Source organism: Photobacterium sp. BZF1 (assembly GCF_014349205.1).
In the GTDB taxonomy this organism is placed as follows: Bacteria; Pseudomonadota; Gammaproteobacteria; order Enterobacterales; family Vibrionaceae; genus Photobacterium.
This window is the reverse complement of record NZ_JACSOF010000156.1, coordinates 1-16,341: the sequence shown is the minus strand read 5'-3', so window position 1 is coordinate 16,341 and position 16,341 is coordinate 1. Positions and strand designations below refer to the sequence as shown.

The following is a 16,341-nucleotide window of genomic DNA, read 5'->3' as shown; positions in this document are numbered from 1 at the left end:
AAACCCCGCCAGTCCAGCCACTAAAAACAGTAGCCCCAATACTTCTAATGACAACTCCATTTAGACATTTCTCTTTAGTTAAGTGCTTGAGTTCTGGGGCTGAAAAATAGCATTTGTGCCCACTCTCGAACAGCGAAACGATGGACCACAACCCATTCCAGTTTGGAATTGGTCAAACAAAGGTCACAAAAAGTCCAATGCATAATGTTAAAAAACATAATAACTTCTGCCTGGTTAATGGCCTCAGCGCGTTGCTATTTTGACCAAATTTACTGAAATCTATTGCCGTCTGTTAACTCCGTCCCAGTTTATCGGCTCCGTCTATGCCGATTCGGTATTGAAAAGCAATATTCGGCATTTAACAGCTGTTTTTCGTTTGCGCACTATACCCACAAATAATTCAAGGTTTATCATTTCAAACGGACAGGAAAACAATGTTAGTAGTAATAGAACTGATGGTCGTACTCGGCTGCATATACTGGGGACTCAAAATGGGCGGGCTCGGTGTCGGGCTAGCAGGGGGATTGGGGTTGGCAATTCTTACCCTCGGTTTTGGCCTTGAGCCAAGTGCCCCTGCCGTCAACGTCATCCTGATCATCATGGCGGTAGTGACTGCGGCATCGACCATGCAGGCTGCAGGCGGTATGGATTGGCTGGTCCACCATGCCGGCAACCTAATGCGCCGCAACCCAAAATACATCTGCTTTTTAGCACCAATGATCACTTGGCTGATGACTATTATGGCTGGAACCGGTTACACGGTATTTTCAACCCTGCCCGTGATTTCTGAAGTCGCCAAAGAGATCGGCGTACGCCCTTCACGGCCGCTGGCAGGGGCTGTGGTGGCTTCACAAGTCGCAATTTCCGGCTCCCCTATTTCTGCCGCGATGGCCGCGATGATTTCAATCATGGAGCCTATCGGTGTAAGCTTCCTGGAAATCATGGCTGTCTGCCTGCCAGCATCATTCATCGCAGCGATGGTCGGTGCCTTCATTGCGTCACGCCAAGGTTGTGAGCTTAAAGATGATCCCGTTTACCTCACCCGCCTACAGCAGGCCCAGGAGCAAAAACAACAACAAAGCCTCACCCTTGAACCGAAAGCCAAATACTCTGTCATGCTGTTCCTTCTTGCGACCATTGCCATTGTTATCTATGCCGCTTTCCCTGTACTGCGCCCACATTTTGCCGACGGCAGCATGATGTCCACCCGCGATATCATTATCGTTTCAATGTTCGCGGTTGCTTGCTTGATGGTCCCAATGTGTAAGGTTGATCCGGAGAAGATCATTCGCACGACGACTTTCCGTTCAGGCATGAGTTCAGTGGCGGTTATCCTCGGTATTGTGACGATGGGCTCAACCATGGTGAACGCCTACCTACCCGAAATTAAAGAGTTTGCTGGCTCCTTGTTGCAATCCTACCCAATGCTACTGTCACTGGTACTGTTTGGCACTTGCACCCTATTACTTTCGCAAGGTGCGACAACGCCTCTGATCATCCCATTGGCGCTGAGCTTGCAGGTGCCACACTGGGCGATCCTGGCTTCATTCGTCGCGGTTACCGGTGTGTTTGTCCTTCCGACCTACCCAACATCATTAGCGGCCATCGAGTTTGATTCAACAGGTTCAACCCGTATGGGCAAGAATATCTTCGACCACCCATTCTTGATGCCAGGCTTGATTGGTGTTGCGGTCTCGACGGTATGCGGCTTCCTGCTGGCACCTATGATTGTGTAATGGCAAGCTGGGTAACAACCGTTCACCCAAATAAAAGCGAAGCGCCAGTTGGCGCTTCGCTTTTATCATTTTCATAGCCTGAATTTAAATCTGCTTTTGGGCATGGAGGCGCAAAGCCTGCCAGACCTGTTCGCCTGCAGGATGCAAGCGAGCCTGATAACGGTATGCATAATAGGTGATAGGAAGGCGCAGTGATTCATCGCCCAGTATTGCCACCTTACCATTTGCCAAATCCTGCTTAATGGCATAGTCCGGCAACCAGGCGACGCCCAGTCCCTGCAGCGCTAACGTCTTGAGCAAGTCTGTCATGGAAGATGAAAACACCGGTTGTAAATTCACTTGCTCCCGGACCACTTCAACCTGCCGCCCCATGTAGGAGCTCGGGCTATAAGCCAGCCAAGGCACTTCAGTCTCTGCGGTAATGCTATAAAGCGGTTTGCCCGCTTCATCACAGGCACAGACAGGCAACAGCTCAGCCTGCCCTACTTGCAACGACTGGTAAGGTGGCAGACGCAACAGTTCATCATCGAAGGCAAGCAGAATATCACAGCCACCTTCTTGAAGTTCTTCAATCGCTTCATCGACATCGATCGCCTCGACACTCAATATCGGCTTATGCTTACCTGACATCAGCTCTGTTTGAATCGACGGCACCAAACTGGTTGCCAACGAATGGGCCGCAGCCACCCGGACATTGTTTCCGCCCAGCTTGGAGAGATCAGATAACTGACCTATTCCATCCATCATTTGGTTGATCAGGGTACGCGCCGTTATGCGGAATATTCGACCGCTAGGGGTCAATGCGACAGGCGTCTTGCTTCTATCAATCAACTCCGCCCCGACGGTCTGCTCCAATGCCTTGATTCGGCGACTGAATGCAGGCTGGGTAACATTACGTTTTTCTGCGGCTAGGGAGAAGTTCCTCACTTCAGCCAGCACCAAAAAGTCTTCCAACCACTTACTTTCTATATTCATAACAGTACAACACGTTTTTCCCTAACCCAAGCAGCGGCAGTATAACGAAACCCAGTGCACATACAGAGTTATTTCAAGCCACCCAGATCACAAATCCATCATCTCCCCATACCGATTCTGCATAACTGGCTCAGCAACGGCATTTCTCACCACCACCTCACTCACCTATAGTGAACTCAGTGGAAAATACTGTAGGAACAATAAGATGAGCAGGAAATTAGGTATATTGGGCGGAATGGGGCCACTCGCCACTGTTGAGTTCATGCAAAAAATCATCGCGCAGACGCCAGCCTGCAGCGACCAACAACATATTCCTATGCTGGTTAGTAATAACCCGCAGATCCCTGACCGTACCGCTTTCCTGATAAGCAACGGCGATGATCCTTATCCGGCCCTTAAGCAAGGGATGGAGCAACTCGAACAGGCTGGGGCTGAATGTATCGTCATGCCATGCAATACCGCCCATTATTGGTACCCGAGGCTGAGCAATACCTGCCGGGTACACATGATCAGTATTCTCGATAGTGTGGTGGATGAGGCTAAACAGCGTGGCTACACCAAAGTGGGCATCATGGCCACTACTGCAACGATGACGACGAGGATGTACGAGACCAAACTGGCCCAAAAACAAATTGCAGCCGTTGCCCCGGAGCAAGACCAGCAACAGGCAGTGATGGATGGCATCTATGCCGTCAAAGCAGGAGATATCGAACAGGGTCACCGCTTAATGAAACCGGTATTTGATTCCCTGCTCGAGCAAGGCGCAGACGCCGTTATCCTGGGCTGCACAGAAATCCCCGTAGCCCTTGCTGAGGCCGTGTTTAATCAGCCAGAGCAATGCTTAGATTCGCTCAACATCTTGGCAAAAGCCTGTATTGACTGGGCAATGGCTGACTCAGCCGAGCTCGTAGCTTAACGCGCTCAGCACGAATAACCCAAATGGCTTGAACAAATACGTCTGTTGGCTAGGCAAACGGCATAATGCTGCTCAAAATAATCAGAGTTATACAAAAGAAACAATCGTATCCAGCCACTGGGGGTGTTCTTCAGCCAGTAACTTCACCGCCATGACCATGGATACTGTCACAACCAGTGGGCGGATTAACTTTCGCCCTTTGGTCACCACCACTTTCGCTCCCAATCTTGCCCCTATGAAACCGCCAAGTGCCATGACCAGGCCAATCTCCCAAACCGGCAAGCCGGCAGCGACAAAAAACAACAAGGCGGCAAAGTTTGAAGTAAAGTTGAGAACTTTGGTTTTTGCCGTTGCTTCGACAATACCCAACTGAGCGATAACCACAAAGCAGACGGCAAATAGCGAGCCCGTACCGGGACCAAAAAAACCGTCATAAAACCCAATCCCGGTACCAACGGTTAACGCAAATCCAGCTTGGCTTAGCTTGGGTTTACCACCCCCTTCGCCGGCGTCAGGCGCAAACAGAAAATAGAGTGCTATCACCACCAGCAGGGCCGGAATGACTTTAGTCAGCGTGCCGGCGTCCATATACTGGACAAGCAACGCGCCCGCAGCAGACCCGATGAAGGTACACAAAATGGCCAAGCGCATCTCACCGAGCTTAACCAACCCATTGCGGACAAAATACAGCGAGGCGGAGAAACTGCCAAATGAGCTTTGTAGTTTGTTAGTCGCCAATGCTTGTGCGGGAGGAAGACCCGCGGCTAACAAAGCGGGTACTGTCAGCATTCCACCTCCACCGGCAAGGGCATCAATAAATCCGGCGAGGCTAGCAACCAAAAACAAAGCCCCGATAATTTCCCAAGAGAATTCCATACAACTTCCAACACACAAAATAAAACACAGCAACAGGCAAATGCCTTAGGAGCACACCCACTCCAAAGGCACGATAGAATACGGATTGCCGATAAAAAGAAAAATGAAAATACGGATAACGACCTATTCCTGTTTTTAATAGGTCGACTCATTACCCTAATGACCTGAGTGAAGAGTTATATAGAAAATTAATTTCATTTCAACAAAGGAATAAGCCATTTTGTCGTTATTTTACGAACATGGATTAACTGGTGCGGCGGTAGAGGATTCAGCCCTTCGTTGATAAAGGCCTAAGCCGGGGCAAATTTAACCACAGCATTAGTGCAGGGATACAAAATCATTGTTTCCAAAAGTTGATTAATAACTTTTCATCAACTTGACGACAAAATATATAAGAACATGTTTTATATACATTAAAAATTTCAAGGCAATATCAACCGTTTCACTTTCCCAATCCAATTCATATTGATTTACGCATTAATGGCCACAAAAAAGCGTAGCGCAAAGGCCCCGATTCCCTACAATATTCTTCCTATAACAACATTTCGTTACACCCTGTAAACAAAATTACAAAGAGTGAAGCGTTAGCGTGCTAGCCACTTCACCCCAAGCACTGGAGCCAGTATGAAGGTCAATCTATTCGCCACCTGCCTGTGCGATACCGTCAAGGCGGAAGTCGCAAAAAAAAGTGTGTTACTGCTGGAGCAGCTCGGCTGTGAAGTTCTCTTCCCAGAACAGCAAGGCTGTTGTGGCCAACCTTCACTCAACTCCGGCTACATCAATGACAGCAAAAAAGGCATGAAAAACCTCATCACAGCCTTTGAGGCCAATGATTATCCGATTGTTTCTCCAGCCGGCTCCTGTGTCGCCTCTATCAAACGCTACCCAGAGTATTTGGCTGATGAGCCAGAATGGGTATTAAGGGCGCAACAGGTTGCCGACCGCTTTTTCGAACTCACCCAGTTTATCGTCAACCAATTGGACGTGACCCAGCTTGGCGCCAAACTCGACGGCCGCGCGGTATACCACCCTTCGTGCAGCCTGATCCGCAAGCTCAATGTGCGTGAAGAACCCATCAAATTGCTTGAACAAGTAGAAGGGCTGAACCTGCTTCCTATTAACCACCAGGAAACCTGCTGCGGCTTCGGGGGCACCTTCTCTGTCAAGATGTCTGAAATCTCCGGCGAGATGGTCAAAGAGAAAGTCAGCCATATCAGTGCCGTCGAACCTGATTACCTGATCGGCGCAGATATCAGCTGCCTGATGAATATCGGTGGCCGTATCAGCCGTGAAGGCAAGCCCATCAAAGTCATGCACATCGTTGATGTGTTGATGAGTCGCTGAGGGAGGAAGCACAATGTCGATGAAAACCAGCAGCACCCATTTTAAGCAGCGTATCGAAGTACAGATGCAAGATACCTTTATGCGTGAATCAGTCGCTAATGCGCAAACCCGGATGTTCACCAACCGTCAGGTTGCTGCCGATAAGCTGGGGAACTGGGAGCAATGGCGTGAGATGGGTATGGACATCCGAAACCATGTTCTCGAACACCTGGATTACTACCTCCACCAACTGAGCGAAAGTGTCAGCCGTAATGGTGGCAAGGTGTTCTTTGCCCAAACCGCCGAAGAGGCCACCGCTTATATCGAATCCATCATCAAGGAAAAGAATGCCAAGAAAGTGGTCAAATCCAAATCCATGGTGACCGAGGAAATCAGCCTCAATGCGATGATTGAACGCAATGGCTGTGATGTGGTCGAAACCGACCTTGGCGAATATATCTTGCAAGTGGATGACTACGACGCCCCGTCACATATCGTGGTGCCGGCACTGCACAAAAACCGCTACCAAATCCGCGATATCTTCCGCGACAAAATTGGTTATCAAGGCAGTGAGGAGCCAGCAGCCCTCACCCGCTATGTACGAGACTATATCCGGCACGACTTCCTCGAAGCTGACATCGGCATAACCGGGTGTAACTTTGCGGTTGCCGAATCGGGGACAGTGACACTGGTAACCAACGAGGGGAATGCCCGCCTCGCCACCAGCTTGCCAAAGACCCATATTGCGGTCATGGGTATGGAGCGGATCGTCCCGACCTTCGAAGAGTTGGATATAGTGATCAGCCTGCTATGCCGCAGTGCGGTCGGACTGCCATTGACCGGTTATGTCACCGCCCTGACTGGTCCGAGGGAAGAGGGGCAACTTGATGGGCCGGAAGAGTTTCATTTAGTCATCGTTGATAATGGTCGCTCTGATATTTTGGGATCGGAGTTCAAAGATATCCTGCGCTGCGTGCGTTGTGCCGCCTGTGTCAACACCTGTCCGGCCTACCGCCATATTGGAGGCCAGTCATACGGTTCAATCTATTCAGGCCCAATAGGCGCGGTATTGTCGCCATTACTCGGTGGCTATGAGGACTTCAAAGAGCTGCCTTACGCCTGCAGCCTATGCAAGGCTTGCCATGATGTCTGCCCAGTCAAAATTCCACTGTCGGACCTATTGCTCAAGCACCGGCAGAAAATGGCAGAACAAGGCATGACCCCGCTCTCTGAGCGGATGAGTGTAGCCGCATTCAATATCATCAATGCCAAGCCAATCCTATGGGATAAGACCGTGAAGGTCGGTGCTACCCTGGCAAGCGGCCTGATAAGAAACGGTAAGTTACCCCTGCAGGTCGGCGCGATCGGTGAATGGACGGAAGCAAGAGATCTTCCCCAGCCAGATGGCCAGTCCTTCCGTAGCTGGTTTAAAAACAGACAATCTACCCCGGAGTCTTGAACATGAGCGATATCATCAACCGCGACCGATTTCTCGATAACATCGCCGCCAAGCTGGGGCGGCCACGGCAAACAACGCCTGTTGAGCGTCCTGCACTACGCTATACCTGCCATCACGACGTGATGGCAGGGAAAAGCCGCGATGAGCTCAAGCAAATCCTGATTGATTACACCCATAAGGCGCTCGGAGCTCATGCGTTAGTCACCACACAGGCCGGGCTAACGGAAACTCTGCGTCAAGTTTGTGCGGGCTACTGTTCGGATGAAACGGCTGCCAGCCCTACGAATAACCGATCAACAGCGCCAAACGAAACGCTGGTCTCGGCCGATCCGCGCCTGCTCGAATTGTTTGACCCCGAGCAGCTAGATACCGAAGAGCATGTTGTCCATGTCTGGAATACCCAACTTGGCTACGGACCGAATATCGAGATTGCAGAGCGGGCCAAGGTCGGTATCGTCTATGCCGAGCAGGCGCTGGCTGAATCCGGCACTATGGTGCTGTATAGCCAACCGGCACAAGGGCGAGCTATCAGCTTGCTGCCTGAGGCTTCTGTGTTTGTGGTACCCAAAAGTGCATTGGTTGCCCGCCTGACCCAAGCCACTGCCGAGTTGCACAAGAAAGCCCAGCAAGGGGAGCGGCTACCGTCCTGCGTTAACTTTATATCAGGACCCAGCTCAACCGCAGATATCGAACTGATCAAAGTGGTCGGCGTTCATGGCCCTGTCTATGCCACCTATGTCATTATTGATGACCTATAACAGACAGTAAAAGTAGGTATTCATGGCGCAGATTGATGATCTGGTGCTTTTTGCCCAAGTTATCGAGCAAGGCTCTTTCAGCAAGGTCGCCGAACTCAACAACATCACCAAATCCGTGGTGAGCAAGCGGATCAGCAAACTTGAGCAAGAGTTAGGGGTACAGTTGATGTACCGGACCACCCGCAGGCTGACATTGACCGAACCGGGTTCAATCTTATATCAGCGGGCCAAGGAGGTTCGCCAGGTTGCGCAATCTGCCTTTGACTCGGTAACAGGGTACAGTGAAGCCCTATCGGGACATATCCGTGTTTCCGTACCGACCATCTCCGGCGAGTTATTATTGTCAAAAGCCCTGTCTGACTTTTGCCAAAATCATCCTGGCCTAACCATTGATATGTCGATGGACAACCAGTTTGTCGACTTGGTCGCACAAAACTATGACTTGGTGATAAGGACTGGCTACCTTGAGGATTCCAGCCTGATCGCCCGCCATATTTTCAATTCAAGGTGGGTGATTTGTGCAACGCCAGGCTACCTAGAGCAATTCGGCGTCCCCGAGTCACCAAAGGCACTCAAACACCATAACTGCCTCGGTTATACCCAGCAAAGTACAGGTCCGTTTGACTGGCTTTTCCTGCGTAATACCGACGATACCTACACCATGAAAGTGAATGGTAACTTCTCCAGCGACAATGCGGCAGGGCTACGCAAAGCAGCACTGGCCGGCAACGGTGTCGCCTACCTGCCGACCTGTTTGGTCTATGACGATCTACAACATGGAGATTTGGTCGAGTTGTTGCCGGAACATGCCGGCAAAGTGGTGGGGATCTATGCGGTCTACCCTTATACCAAGCAACCGCCCAAACGTATCCAAGCCCTGATTGAACACATTCGTGAACACTACATGGCAATGAAAGAACGGTTCTAGCTCTTAGTTTTTGACTCTAGGTTTCAGGATCTAGATTCTAGGTTCTATTACGGCACATTTCGGCAGGGAACGACAACTGGACCATCACATGACGCTTAAACAATTCGTCATAGCCCTGCTCATCCAACGCTTTTTGCATACAGTGCAACCACACTTCTTTCTCTGCCACCCCAATAGCAAGATGACGATGGGCACCGGGTAGGTTCATCATCCCGAACTTCTCTTCGTAGCGGGCTGGCCCGCCAAGCCAACCAACAAGGAAGGTGGTCAACTTCTCAATAGACTCGCATAGGTCGTCATCGTGCATCTCGCGCACTTTCTTCGCCTGCGGCAAGGTATCCATGTGGCGGTAGAATGATTCGACCAAAGCCCGAACGCCCTCCTCACCACCAGCGGCTTCAAAGGCAACGCCTGCTACCGTGTAATCCGGCGCGGTTCTCTCTTGTACTGTGTAATCATTGGGTCTGTATGGCTTCATGTTCAACTACAACTGTCTGCTAACACTTTCAGATTTTTCAATTATACGGGAAATCTGCAGACCGGCGCTGTGTTACATCTCAGAAACCAATGCCAAAGTATATTGTGATAATAAAGCGGGAAAAGACAGGAACTGACTTCGCAGTGACTGGAAAAAGGTAAAACTAACCCGCCTTAGGCGGCGGGTTAGAACGGGATAGACCTTTAAGTTTCAATGATCGGGCCACCAAATGCGGTCACCGGCGGTACCTCACCTTTGAATTTCTCGATATCTGCCACTACAGTGTTGGCACTGGTTGCCTGGGCTAATTCAGACGAGCCGACATCCATGGTAAGGGTGTTAGGATCGCCATAGGTATCAATCGCCCCCAACTTCTCGCTAAGCGGACCATACCATGCCCCCTCGTGAATACGTATTACACCCGGTGGGTAATCATCGGAGACCACTGCCCCTGCCAATAACTGGCCACGGTCGTTAAATACCCTGACCAGATCACCGTCATTGATACCACGAGCTTTGGCATCTTCAGGGCTGATATACACCGGCTCACGATCTTGAACCGCATAGGTGGCCCGGTATTCATCCGATTCACACATTTGCGAGTGCAAACGCTTGTCAGGATGGCAGGATTGCAACCAAAGCGGATACTTGTCTGAGCCCGGTCCACCGTGCGAACGCTCGGCTTTTTCAAACCACATCGGGTGACCCTGGCAATGCTCGTAGTTATAACTGGCTATCTTACGACTGTAGATTTCGATAAACCCTGACGGTGTACCGAGCGGGTTGATCTCAGGGTCTTCGCGGAAATCGGCATGACGGACAAAGTTTTTACCTTCACCAAAGTCGACCCAACCAGCCTCACCGACTTCCCAGAACTCGTCGAATTCCGGCATTTCAAAGTTTGCTTTGTTAGCATCACGACACTCATCATAGAGCGAACGCACCCACTCCATTTCATCCATGCCACGGGTATATTCCTTGTTGCGGCCAAAACGGCGGCAGAAGTCGGTAAAGATCTCAAAGTCGGTGCGTGACTGGTAAAGCGGATCCACCAACTTATGCATCGCTAGTACACCGGTACCCGAATAAGCCCCATACAAGTCGATATCGTTTCGCTCAAATTGGGTACAAGCAGGCAGCACAATATCGGAGAAACGGCAGGTCGCTGTCCAGGCAAAATCAATCGTCACCACAGTTTGCAGTTTCTGGAAAGCCGTTTTCATCCGGTTACGGTCTTGGTGGTGGTGCCATGGGTTACAGCCACTGACCACCAGCATCTTGGTATCCGGTAACACCACTTTTGAACCGTTGTAATTAATTTCCTTACCCGGCTCGAGTATGGCATCAATCCAACGGGCAACCGGGATAGTCCGGCTGTAGCCTTTGAAGTCGTTATTATCCCACTTCGGTTTCTTACCCTCATCAACATTGCGCGGGAACCCGCCCGGTCCTGCAGCCCCTGTTGGTGGGATCCCCACCCCACTGTAATGGTGGGAATAAGAGATACCGCCACCTGGCAAGCCAATCTGGCCCAGCATGGTCGCAATAACCGCCCCCATCCAGTATGGCTGCTCACCGTGCTGCTGACGTTGCACCGCCCAGCCAAAGATTATCTGGGTACGGTCTTTTGCCAATAACCGTGCGAACTCACGGATCTCATCGGCCTTCACACCACAGATAGGCTCGGCCCACTCAGGAGTTTTCTCGACGTTGTCTTTGGTTTCACCCAGCACGTAAGGAATGAACTCATCAAAGCCCAAGGCATAGGTCTCGATAAATGCTTTGTCGTAGAGCTCTTCTTTGTACAAGGTATGGGCGATCGCCAACATGAAAGGTACGTCAGTCTGTGGATTGACGTAGAGCTGATCACAACCCAAGTAGTTCTGGCTTTTTGATTTAACCGGATCGACCGAGATCACTTTGATCTCGCCTTTGGCAACCTTATCTTTGAGCTGTTCATAATACATGTAAGAGTCATGGGTCTCACACTGCCAGCCTACCTGGGTATTCTTGACAGGGTCATTGGCCCACAGGATCACGGTTTTACTGTTTTCCAGAATATCAGGCCAAGACGTCCCCTGGGCGTAAACCTCGGTCGAGCCCAGCACATAAGGCATGATAGTTTGACCGGCACCGGTCGAGTAATCCCCCACCTTGGTCATGAAGTTACCATGCATCCCCACTGCCCTTTGCATGTGGTTACCACAGCTATGAAACTGGCCGGTTTGACGCCAGCCAGTCATCCCGGCATGTAATGCCCATGGGCCGTAATCTTTCTGGATCCGCTCCAACTCGTTGTAAAAGATATCCAGTGCTTCGTCCCATGTTACCCGGACAAAGCGGTTGTTACCCCGGGTGTCGCCGCTGTATTTGTGCTTCTTGAGCCAATCCAGCCGGATCATAGGATAACGGACGCGTGAAGGGTTATAGATAATCCCCTTGATCCCATTGATCATATCTGTCGGGTATTTATCCCGCTCCAGCGGTTTTATCTCGACGACCTTACCGTTATAAATTTTGGCACGGAAGGCCCCCCAGTGGGAGCCGGTGGTTTTCCAAATGCCGTCTGCCGAATACGGAGACGACACCTCTTCAGCAGCACGGGCTACCGAGGTGAGTAAACTTGGGCCAATAACGCCAACTGCGCTTGTGGTTACCAGCCCTGACAAAAATTGACGTCGACTCAGAGACATGTTCTTACCTCGCTTCACTTCTTTTAATGGCCGCCATCAGAGAAATCTGACGAGTGTTTCTGTAGGTATTTCAGCACTAAGGCTTCACTATCACGGTCAAGGTTGACGAACGCCAACATACCGTTGAACATACCCGGCCATGTATTCGCATCGAAGTGATTTTCTGCAGGCTGTGTATGACAAGTACTACAGTTGTTGTTATAGGCAGGTCTTGCCTCAGCCCAGATTTCCTCAACATCATCAAGTAAAGACTCTTTCGGCATCCACAGTTTCACTGTCACCCGTTGCCAGCCCAAACCTGTTAATTCATCTTCTTTCTCTTCAAATTTCTCCACCAAGGTGTCACTCAAAGCCGCATCCTTACTCAGCGCTGCGGTAGGGATATTGAGGCCGAAGTCTTCGTTGATCACCCGGCCAAAACCTTTGGTTTTGCGCCAACCGGCAATTTCAACCTGCACCGCATTGTCTTTGACCTGAACCACTTTGACTTCTGAAGCCGGATTGAGCTGGCCACCATCTATAGTCAGGGCTTCATCCTCAAACATTGGGAGATAACGGACACTGAAATAGTTCTCGCCTTCTTTGAAAGAGGTATTACCCGCCTTCTGAACGAGCTGCTGTACCATACCGCCGGAGAGTTCCATGTTGCCAGGCAGTTCATGGGCTATCCCTTTGTGGCAATCCATACAGCTCTGATCCCGTTCTGCGGCTTGCTGCATTTGGGTGCGGGCGAGATCTGACATTTCATCCCACTTCATGCTGTCGTAGTTGTGGCAGTTTTTACACTCCAACGAACCATTGGCAGCAAAACGCTCCCACTCGTGGTTGGCAAGCTCTAGACGTTTTTCCAAAAATTTTTCCCGAGTATTGATCGTTCCGAAAATTGCGCCGTATACCTCTTTACTAGCTTGCATTTTCCGGGCGATCTTATCGGTCCAATTGTGGGGCACATGGCAATCTGGGCAAGTTGCCCTCACACCGGAATGATTCGACCAATGCACGGTCCCTTGAAGCTCTTCGTAAACGTTGTCACGCATCTCGTGGCAACCAATACAGAACTTCTCAGTGTTGGTCATTTCAAGGGCAGTATTGAAGCCCCCCCAGAAAATGATCCCGGCAATGAACCCGCCGAGTGTCAATACGCCCAAACTGATGTGTACTGCCGGGCGCCAAAATGTCGCCCACAGCTTTTTCAAAGCATTCATCATAGTGTTCTACCTATATCCTTTTCAGTTTTACTCTGGCGCTCATATCTCGGCAATCAAATCAGCCATGGCCAGGAGGCCCAAGGAAAAACACTTGCATTGCCCACACGATAAAACCGTAACCACCTACAATAGCGACGGCTAAAATGGGAAATAGAAAAATGGTAATAAACAGAAAAGAGCGCCATTCGTACTTGGCTTTCTCTTTGTCGCTGACGGGTTCAGGGTTGCTCATTGCTTCTTTCCTTTTACCTATCTTGTTATTTGTCTCTCAAGCAAGGCAGTTGCCTAATCCTTAAGAGCTAATTTCTGTAAGTATAGTTAAGGATCGAATCTGGACTCAGAATTGCTAAGGAAATGTCAGCTGGTAGAAGGGATTGGTGAGCGGCGTCTCAAAGAGCACAAAAAAAAGGTGCCACAAGGCACCTTTTTTTATTTTTGTTCTATGTTAATCAGCTAATTACAATGCTGCGCTGTAAATAGTCTGGTTCTGCTGGTATAGCTTCAGACGCTGCTCAAAGTTAGCATAGCGCTGGCCGTTTGACTCTTCTAGCTTACCGATAGCCGTCTGCTGGGCTTCAACTGCACGGCGGAACTCACCACATGCAGCATAGGCAGCAGCAAGGTTGTCGTAGTCACCTGCATCACCTGTGCCGTTGCGGTTTAGCACTTGCTTGGCCAATTTCAGGGCACGCTCGCCATCACGCATACGCTCGTCAGAACAGGTGGCATATAGCCATACTAGGTTACGCTTTGATTCTAATGAGCCACCGTTGGCTGCTTCATTGAACCACTTGATAGCATTGCCGCAGTCAACTGATCCCGTCGCACCTGACGCATAGTACATACCAAGCTCAACCATTGCAGGCACATCGCCTTCGTTAGCCGCTTCGGTATACCAGTGAACGGCTTGCTGGTGATCGCGTGGTAATACCTCACCCTTCTTGAAAAGGTCGCCAATCAAGGTTTTTACTTCCGGCATATCAACAGCCGCTTTTTCCAACCAGTACATGCCTTTTAGCGGATCGGCTTTCAGGCCATTGCTACCCTCAAGGTATGCACGTCCCAAAAACAGCTGCATATTTTTATCACCCTGCTCAGCTTCAAGTTCAACATAGTTAAGCGTTGATAGCAGGTGGTGCTCAGGAGAAGTGGTTACAGAAGCGTTGGCTGTTGTTGCGCCGAAAGCAACAAGGCCGAAAATGGCACCAAATACAACTTTTTTCAGGGTCATCTTAGCTGGCATATCTCGGTCTCTTTCAAAGCGTTTGCGGTTTCTGGGTAGGGAATTTAAAGAAGTAACGGTCAAAAAACAACCACAAAAGACAAGACAGTAGAGACCAATAATAGCGACATTTGGGGTTAATATGATTGCTGACAGCAACTTATCGCCCGCAAAAAAATATAGCTAAAAATCAAAAATGAGAGATAGATCCGATTTACATATACTACAAGATACGGATATTTGCTGAATAAAAGCTTGATAGCAGAAGAATATATCGAGGCAGGTAAATCGCCCCGCACAAACAAAAACAGCCAGGGCAATCTGGCTGTTTTCGGTTTTACCTTTAGCTTTAAACAGTTAGCACTTTATAAGTTACGGTAGGTCTTTTCACCCGCGCTAATGTACTGGCCTTGGTGGTACGAGGTATCACCATCTAGGTCGATATCCAGGTCAATTTCATTTGGCAGATCCAACAGTGCATCACACACCAACACCACATCGTATTCGCCTTCTGGCACATACTGCATCTCATAAGTGTTGTCGTCAGCGACTTGAGCAGTCTTGACTGGCGGATAGTCTGAGCCTAAATCACCGTATTTGGGAGAATCGGCTTCGTAGAGATACACATAGGCATCTTTCGCTGAAGTGCTGCATGCCGATACGTCAATATCACCGAACAAGGTGCCTGCAGTGATGTTGTCAACCACCTTGAAACCTTCACTCTTGAGCTTGTACGCCTGCTCAACCAGTTGGATCATGCTCTTGAGATCAAACGTCATGGTAAAGGTTGTCGGTACATCAATATTGATATCCAGACCATCAAACTTCAGGTCATCAACAATATCCATCTTCATCTTGTCAACTGGATTACCAACATAGGAATAAGGGGTATCCAAGAAGTCGCCGTAGCTCCCCTGCAGAATAGAGAGTGCCATGCCGGTATACTCGCCAACAGGCAACAGTTGCTCGGAGATCAAATTGACCAAGTCCACCCCAGTCACATCATACAAGTCGATGACAATAAACTTTGGATAGCCATCGTTGTCTACCGGGATATCCGAATCTGCTGGGATACATTGTGTCGAATTGACCCCATAAGGGTCTGTCATAGATTTTGTTGTCCATTCAATGATAGTACCTGCAAGATCTGTTACTTGTACTGCATCAATGGCAACACATGCTTGTAGGTCATCTGCCCCCTTAGGTACCTCGTTAGGTGGCATAGAAACATCCACCGATACTGGCACTGAATCATCCTGGTTTGGTGCTGCATCATTGTTCGCTATAGTTGAAGCAGCCCCATCGGAATCACTACACCCGGCCACAATGAGCGTGGCGAGCACTGGTAATATTATTTTTTTCATGTCATCACCCCTACGACAAATAAAAACTGGCCTGTACCAAACCAACATGCTGGCCGCTTAGTGTTTGGCTATGTATTTTTTGTGCCATGCCTGATCAAAACTGAGCAGCTAGCAAAGCCCTGTTTAGTTCTGGCTGACAAGTGGCCGAATCTGACAGTTAAAATTTTAGGCGGATATGGAAAGGCAAAAAATTTATCGTTAGGGTAATTAAGTAATGAGAAAAAGTTCTTATCTTCAAGACGAAAAAAGCCGGTCATAAGACCTAATGCCGATCGTTTAAGGCACTTGAACGATCCTAATATTGCTTAATAATCCCTACCAGCTTTTGTTGGTAGGGATTTTTTATATGTTGGTTAATGAGTTAAACCAAGCGCATGAAACGATTGATAATGGTAGTAACTATGA

14 protein-coding genes are annotated in these 16,341 nt (G+C 49.5%); 6 read left to right on the top strand and 8 right to left on the bottom strand.

Annotation, left to right across the window (positions count from 1 at the left end):
- Positions 1-434 precede the first annotated feature (434 nt).
- A complete protein-coding gene (locus tag BIZ37_RS25170; protein WP_187463852.1) occupies positions 435-1,736 on the top strand; it encodes an anaerobic C4-dicarboxylate transporter in 1,302 nt (433 codons plus the stop codon).
- 84 nt (positions 1,737-1,820) lie between these two features.
- On the opposite strand, the gene BIZ37_RS25165 is transcribed toward BIZ37_RS25170, so the two are convergent.
- Positions 1,821-2,711 carry a LysR substrate-binding domain-containing protein gene (locus BIZ37_RS25165; protein ID WP_187463851.1) on the bottom strand — a complete coding sequence of 297 codons (891 nt, stop codon included), beginning with the start codon at positions 2,709-2,711 and terminating at the stop codon, positions 1,821-1,823.
- A 205-nt stretch (positions 2,712-2,916) separates the two neighbouring features.
- Between BIZ37_RS25165 and BIZ37_RS25160 the strand changes: the two genes are divergently transcribed.
- Entirely contained in the window at positions 2,917-3,627 is a 711-nt protein-coding gene (locus BIZ37_RS25160) for an aspartate/glutamate racemase family protein (RefSeq protein WP_187463850.1), read from the top strand.
- An 87-nt stretch (positions 3,628-3,714) separates the two neighbouring features.
- On the opposite strand, the gene BIZ37_RS25155 is transcribed toward BIZ37_RS25160, so the two are convergent.
- Positions 3,715-4,503, bottom strand: coding sequence for a TSUP family transporter (locus tag BIZ37_RS25155; protein ID WP_187463849.1), 789 nt, complete (start codon positions 4,501-4,503; stop codon positions 3,715-3,717).
- A gap of 624 nt (positions 4,504-5,127) precedes the next feature.
- Here BIZ37_RS25155 and BIZ37_RS25150 point away from each other — a divergent pair.
- Genes BIZ37_RS25150 through BIZ37_RS25135 form a run of 4 tightly spaced genes read left to right on the top strand, consistent with a single transcriptional unit; the run spans position 5,128 to position 8,971 of the window.
- Complete coding sequence (locus tag BIZ37_RS25150) at positions 5,128-5,847, top strand: (Fe-S)-binding protein (protein WP_187463848.1); 720 nt, start codon at positions 5,128-5,130, stop codon at positions 5,845-5,847.
- Between the two features lie 13 nt (positions 5,848-5,860).
- The gene (locus BIZ37_RS25145) at positions 5,861-7,285 is read left to right on the top strand and encodes a LutB/LldF family L-lactate oxidation iron-sulfur protein (protein ID WP_187463847.1); all 1,425 of its coding nucleotides are present in this window, start codon (positions 5,861-5,863) and stop codon (positions 7,283-7,285) included.
- Between the two features lie 2 nt (positions 7,286-7,287).
- The gene (locus BIZ37_RS25140; RefSeq protein WP_187463846.1) at positions 7,288-8,043 is read left to right on the top strand and encodes a lactate utilization protein C; all 756 of its coding nucleotides are present in this window, start codon (positions 7,288-7,290) and stop codon (positions 8,041-8,043) included.
- A 22-nt stretch (positions 8,044-8,065) separates the two neighbouring features.
- Positions 8,066-8,971, top strand: a complete 906-nt coding sequence (locus tag BIZ37_RS25135) for a LysR family transcriptional regulator (protein WP_187463845.1) — start codon at positions 8,066-8,068, stop codon at positions 8,969-8,971.
- Between the two features lie 37 nt (positions 8,972-9,008).
- On the opposite strand, the gene BIZ37_RS25130 is transcribed toward BIZ37_RS25135, so the two are convergent.
- The 6 genes from BIZ37_RS25130 to BIZ37_RS25105 all read right to left on the bottom strand — a co-directional run bounded on the left by BIZ37_RS25130 (position 9,009) and on the right by BIZ37_RS25105 (position 15,936).
- On the bottom strand, positions 9,009-9,449 hold the full coding sequence (locus BIZ37_RS25130) for a group II truncated hemoglobin (RefSeq protein ID WP_187463844.1): 441 nt from the start codon (positions 9,447-9,449) through the stop codon (positions 9,009-9,011).
- A 203-nt stretch (positions 9,450-9,652) separates the two neighbouring features.
- Positions 9,653-12,142 (bottom strand): trimethylamine-N-oxide reductase TorA, encoded by a 2,490-nt coding sequence (torA, locus tag BIZ37_RS25125; RefSeq protein ID WP_187463843.1) that lies wholly within the window; start codon positions 12,140-12,142, stop codon positions 9,653-9,655.
- Between the two features lie 23 nt (positions 12,143-12,165).
- Positions 12,166-13,350: a pentaheme c-type cytochrome TorC gene (torC, locus tag BIZ37_RS25120; RefSeq protein WP_187463842.1), complete on the bottom strand. Its 1,185-nt coding sequence runs from the start codon at positions 13,348-13,350 to the stop codon at positions 12,166-12,168.
- 58 nt (positions 13,351-13,408) lie between these two features.
- Complete coding sequence (gene torE, locus BIZ37_RS25115) at positions 13,409-13,582, bottom strand: trimethylamine N-oxide reductase system protein TorE (RefSeq protein WP_039464313.1); 174 nt, start codon at positions 13,580-13,582, stop codon at positions 13,409-13,411.
- Between the two features lie 225 nt (positions 13,583-13,807).
- Complete coding sequence (locus tag BIZ37_RS25110; protein ID WP_187463841.1) at positions 13,808-14,593, bottom strand: tetratricopeptide repeat protein; 786 nt, start codon at positions 14,591-14,593, stop codon at positions 13,808-13,810.
- A 344-nt stretch (positions 14,594-14,937) separates the two neighbouring features.
- Positions 14,938-15,936, bottom strand: coding sequence for a membrane lipoprotein lipid attachment site-containing protein (locus BIZ37_RS25105; RefSeq protein ID WP_187463840.1), 999 nt, complete (start codon positions 15,934-15,936; stop codon positions 14,938-14,940).
- Between the last annotated feature and the right edge of the window lie 405 nt (positions 15,937-16,341).

Coding starts and splice junctions, on each gene's coding strand:
- BIZ37_RS25140 (WP_187463846.1), top strand. CDS start 7,288: ATGAGCGATATCATCAACCGCGACCGATTTCTCGATAACATCGCCGCC.
- BIZ37_RS25170 (WP_187463852.1), top strand. CDS start 435: ATGTTAGTAGTAATAGAACTGATGGTCGTACTCGGCTGCATATACTGG.
- torA (WP_187463843.1), bottom strand. CDS start 12,142: ATGTCTCTGAGTCGACGTCAATTTTTGTCAGGGCTGGTAACCACAAGC.
- BIZ37_RS25150 (WP_187463848.1), top strand. CDS start 5,128: ATGAAGGTCAATCTATTCGCCACCTGCCTGTGCGATACCGTCAAGGCG.
- BIZ37_RS25165 (WP_187463851.1), bottom strand. CDS start 2,711: ATGAATATAGAAAGTAAGTGGTTGGAAGACTTTTTGGTGCTGGCTGAA.
- BIZ37_RS25130 (WP_187463844.1), bottom strand. CDS start 9,449: ATGAAGCCATACAGACCCAATGATTACACAGTACAAGAGAGAACCGCG.
- BIZ37_RS25155 (WP_187463849.1), bottom strand. CDS start 4,503: ATGGAATTCTCTTGGGAAATTATCGGGGCTTTGTTTTTGGTTGCTAGC.
- BIZ37_RS25105 (WP_187463840.1), bottom strand. CDS start 15,936: ATGAAAAAAATAATATTACCAGTGCTCGCCACGCTCATTGTGGCCGGG.
- torC (WP_187463842.1), bottom strand. CDS start 13,350: ATGATGAATGCTTTGAAAAAGCTGTGGGCGACATTTTGGCGCCCGGCA.
- BIZ37_RS25160 (WP_187463850.1), top strand. CDS start 2,917: ATGAGCAGGAAATTAGGTATATTGGGCGGAATGGGGCCACTCGCCACT.
- BIZ37_RS25135 (WP_187463845.1), top strand. CDS start 8,066: ATGGCGCAGATTGATGATCTGGTGCTTTTTGCCCAAGTTATCGAGCAA.
- torE (WP_039464313.1), bottom strand. CDS start 13,582: ATGAGCAACCCTGAACCCGTCAGCGACAAAGAGAAAGCCAAGTACGAA.
- BIZ37_RS25110 (WP_187463841.1), bottom strand. CDS start 14,593: ATGCCAGCTAAGATGACCCTGAAAAAAGTTGTATTTGGTGCCATTTTC.
- BIZ37_RS25145 (WP_187463847.1), top strand. CDS start 5,861: ATGTCGATGAAAACCAGCAGCACCCATTTTAAGCAGCGTATCGAAGTA.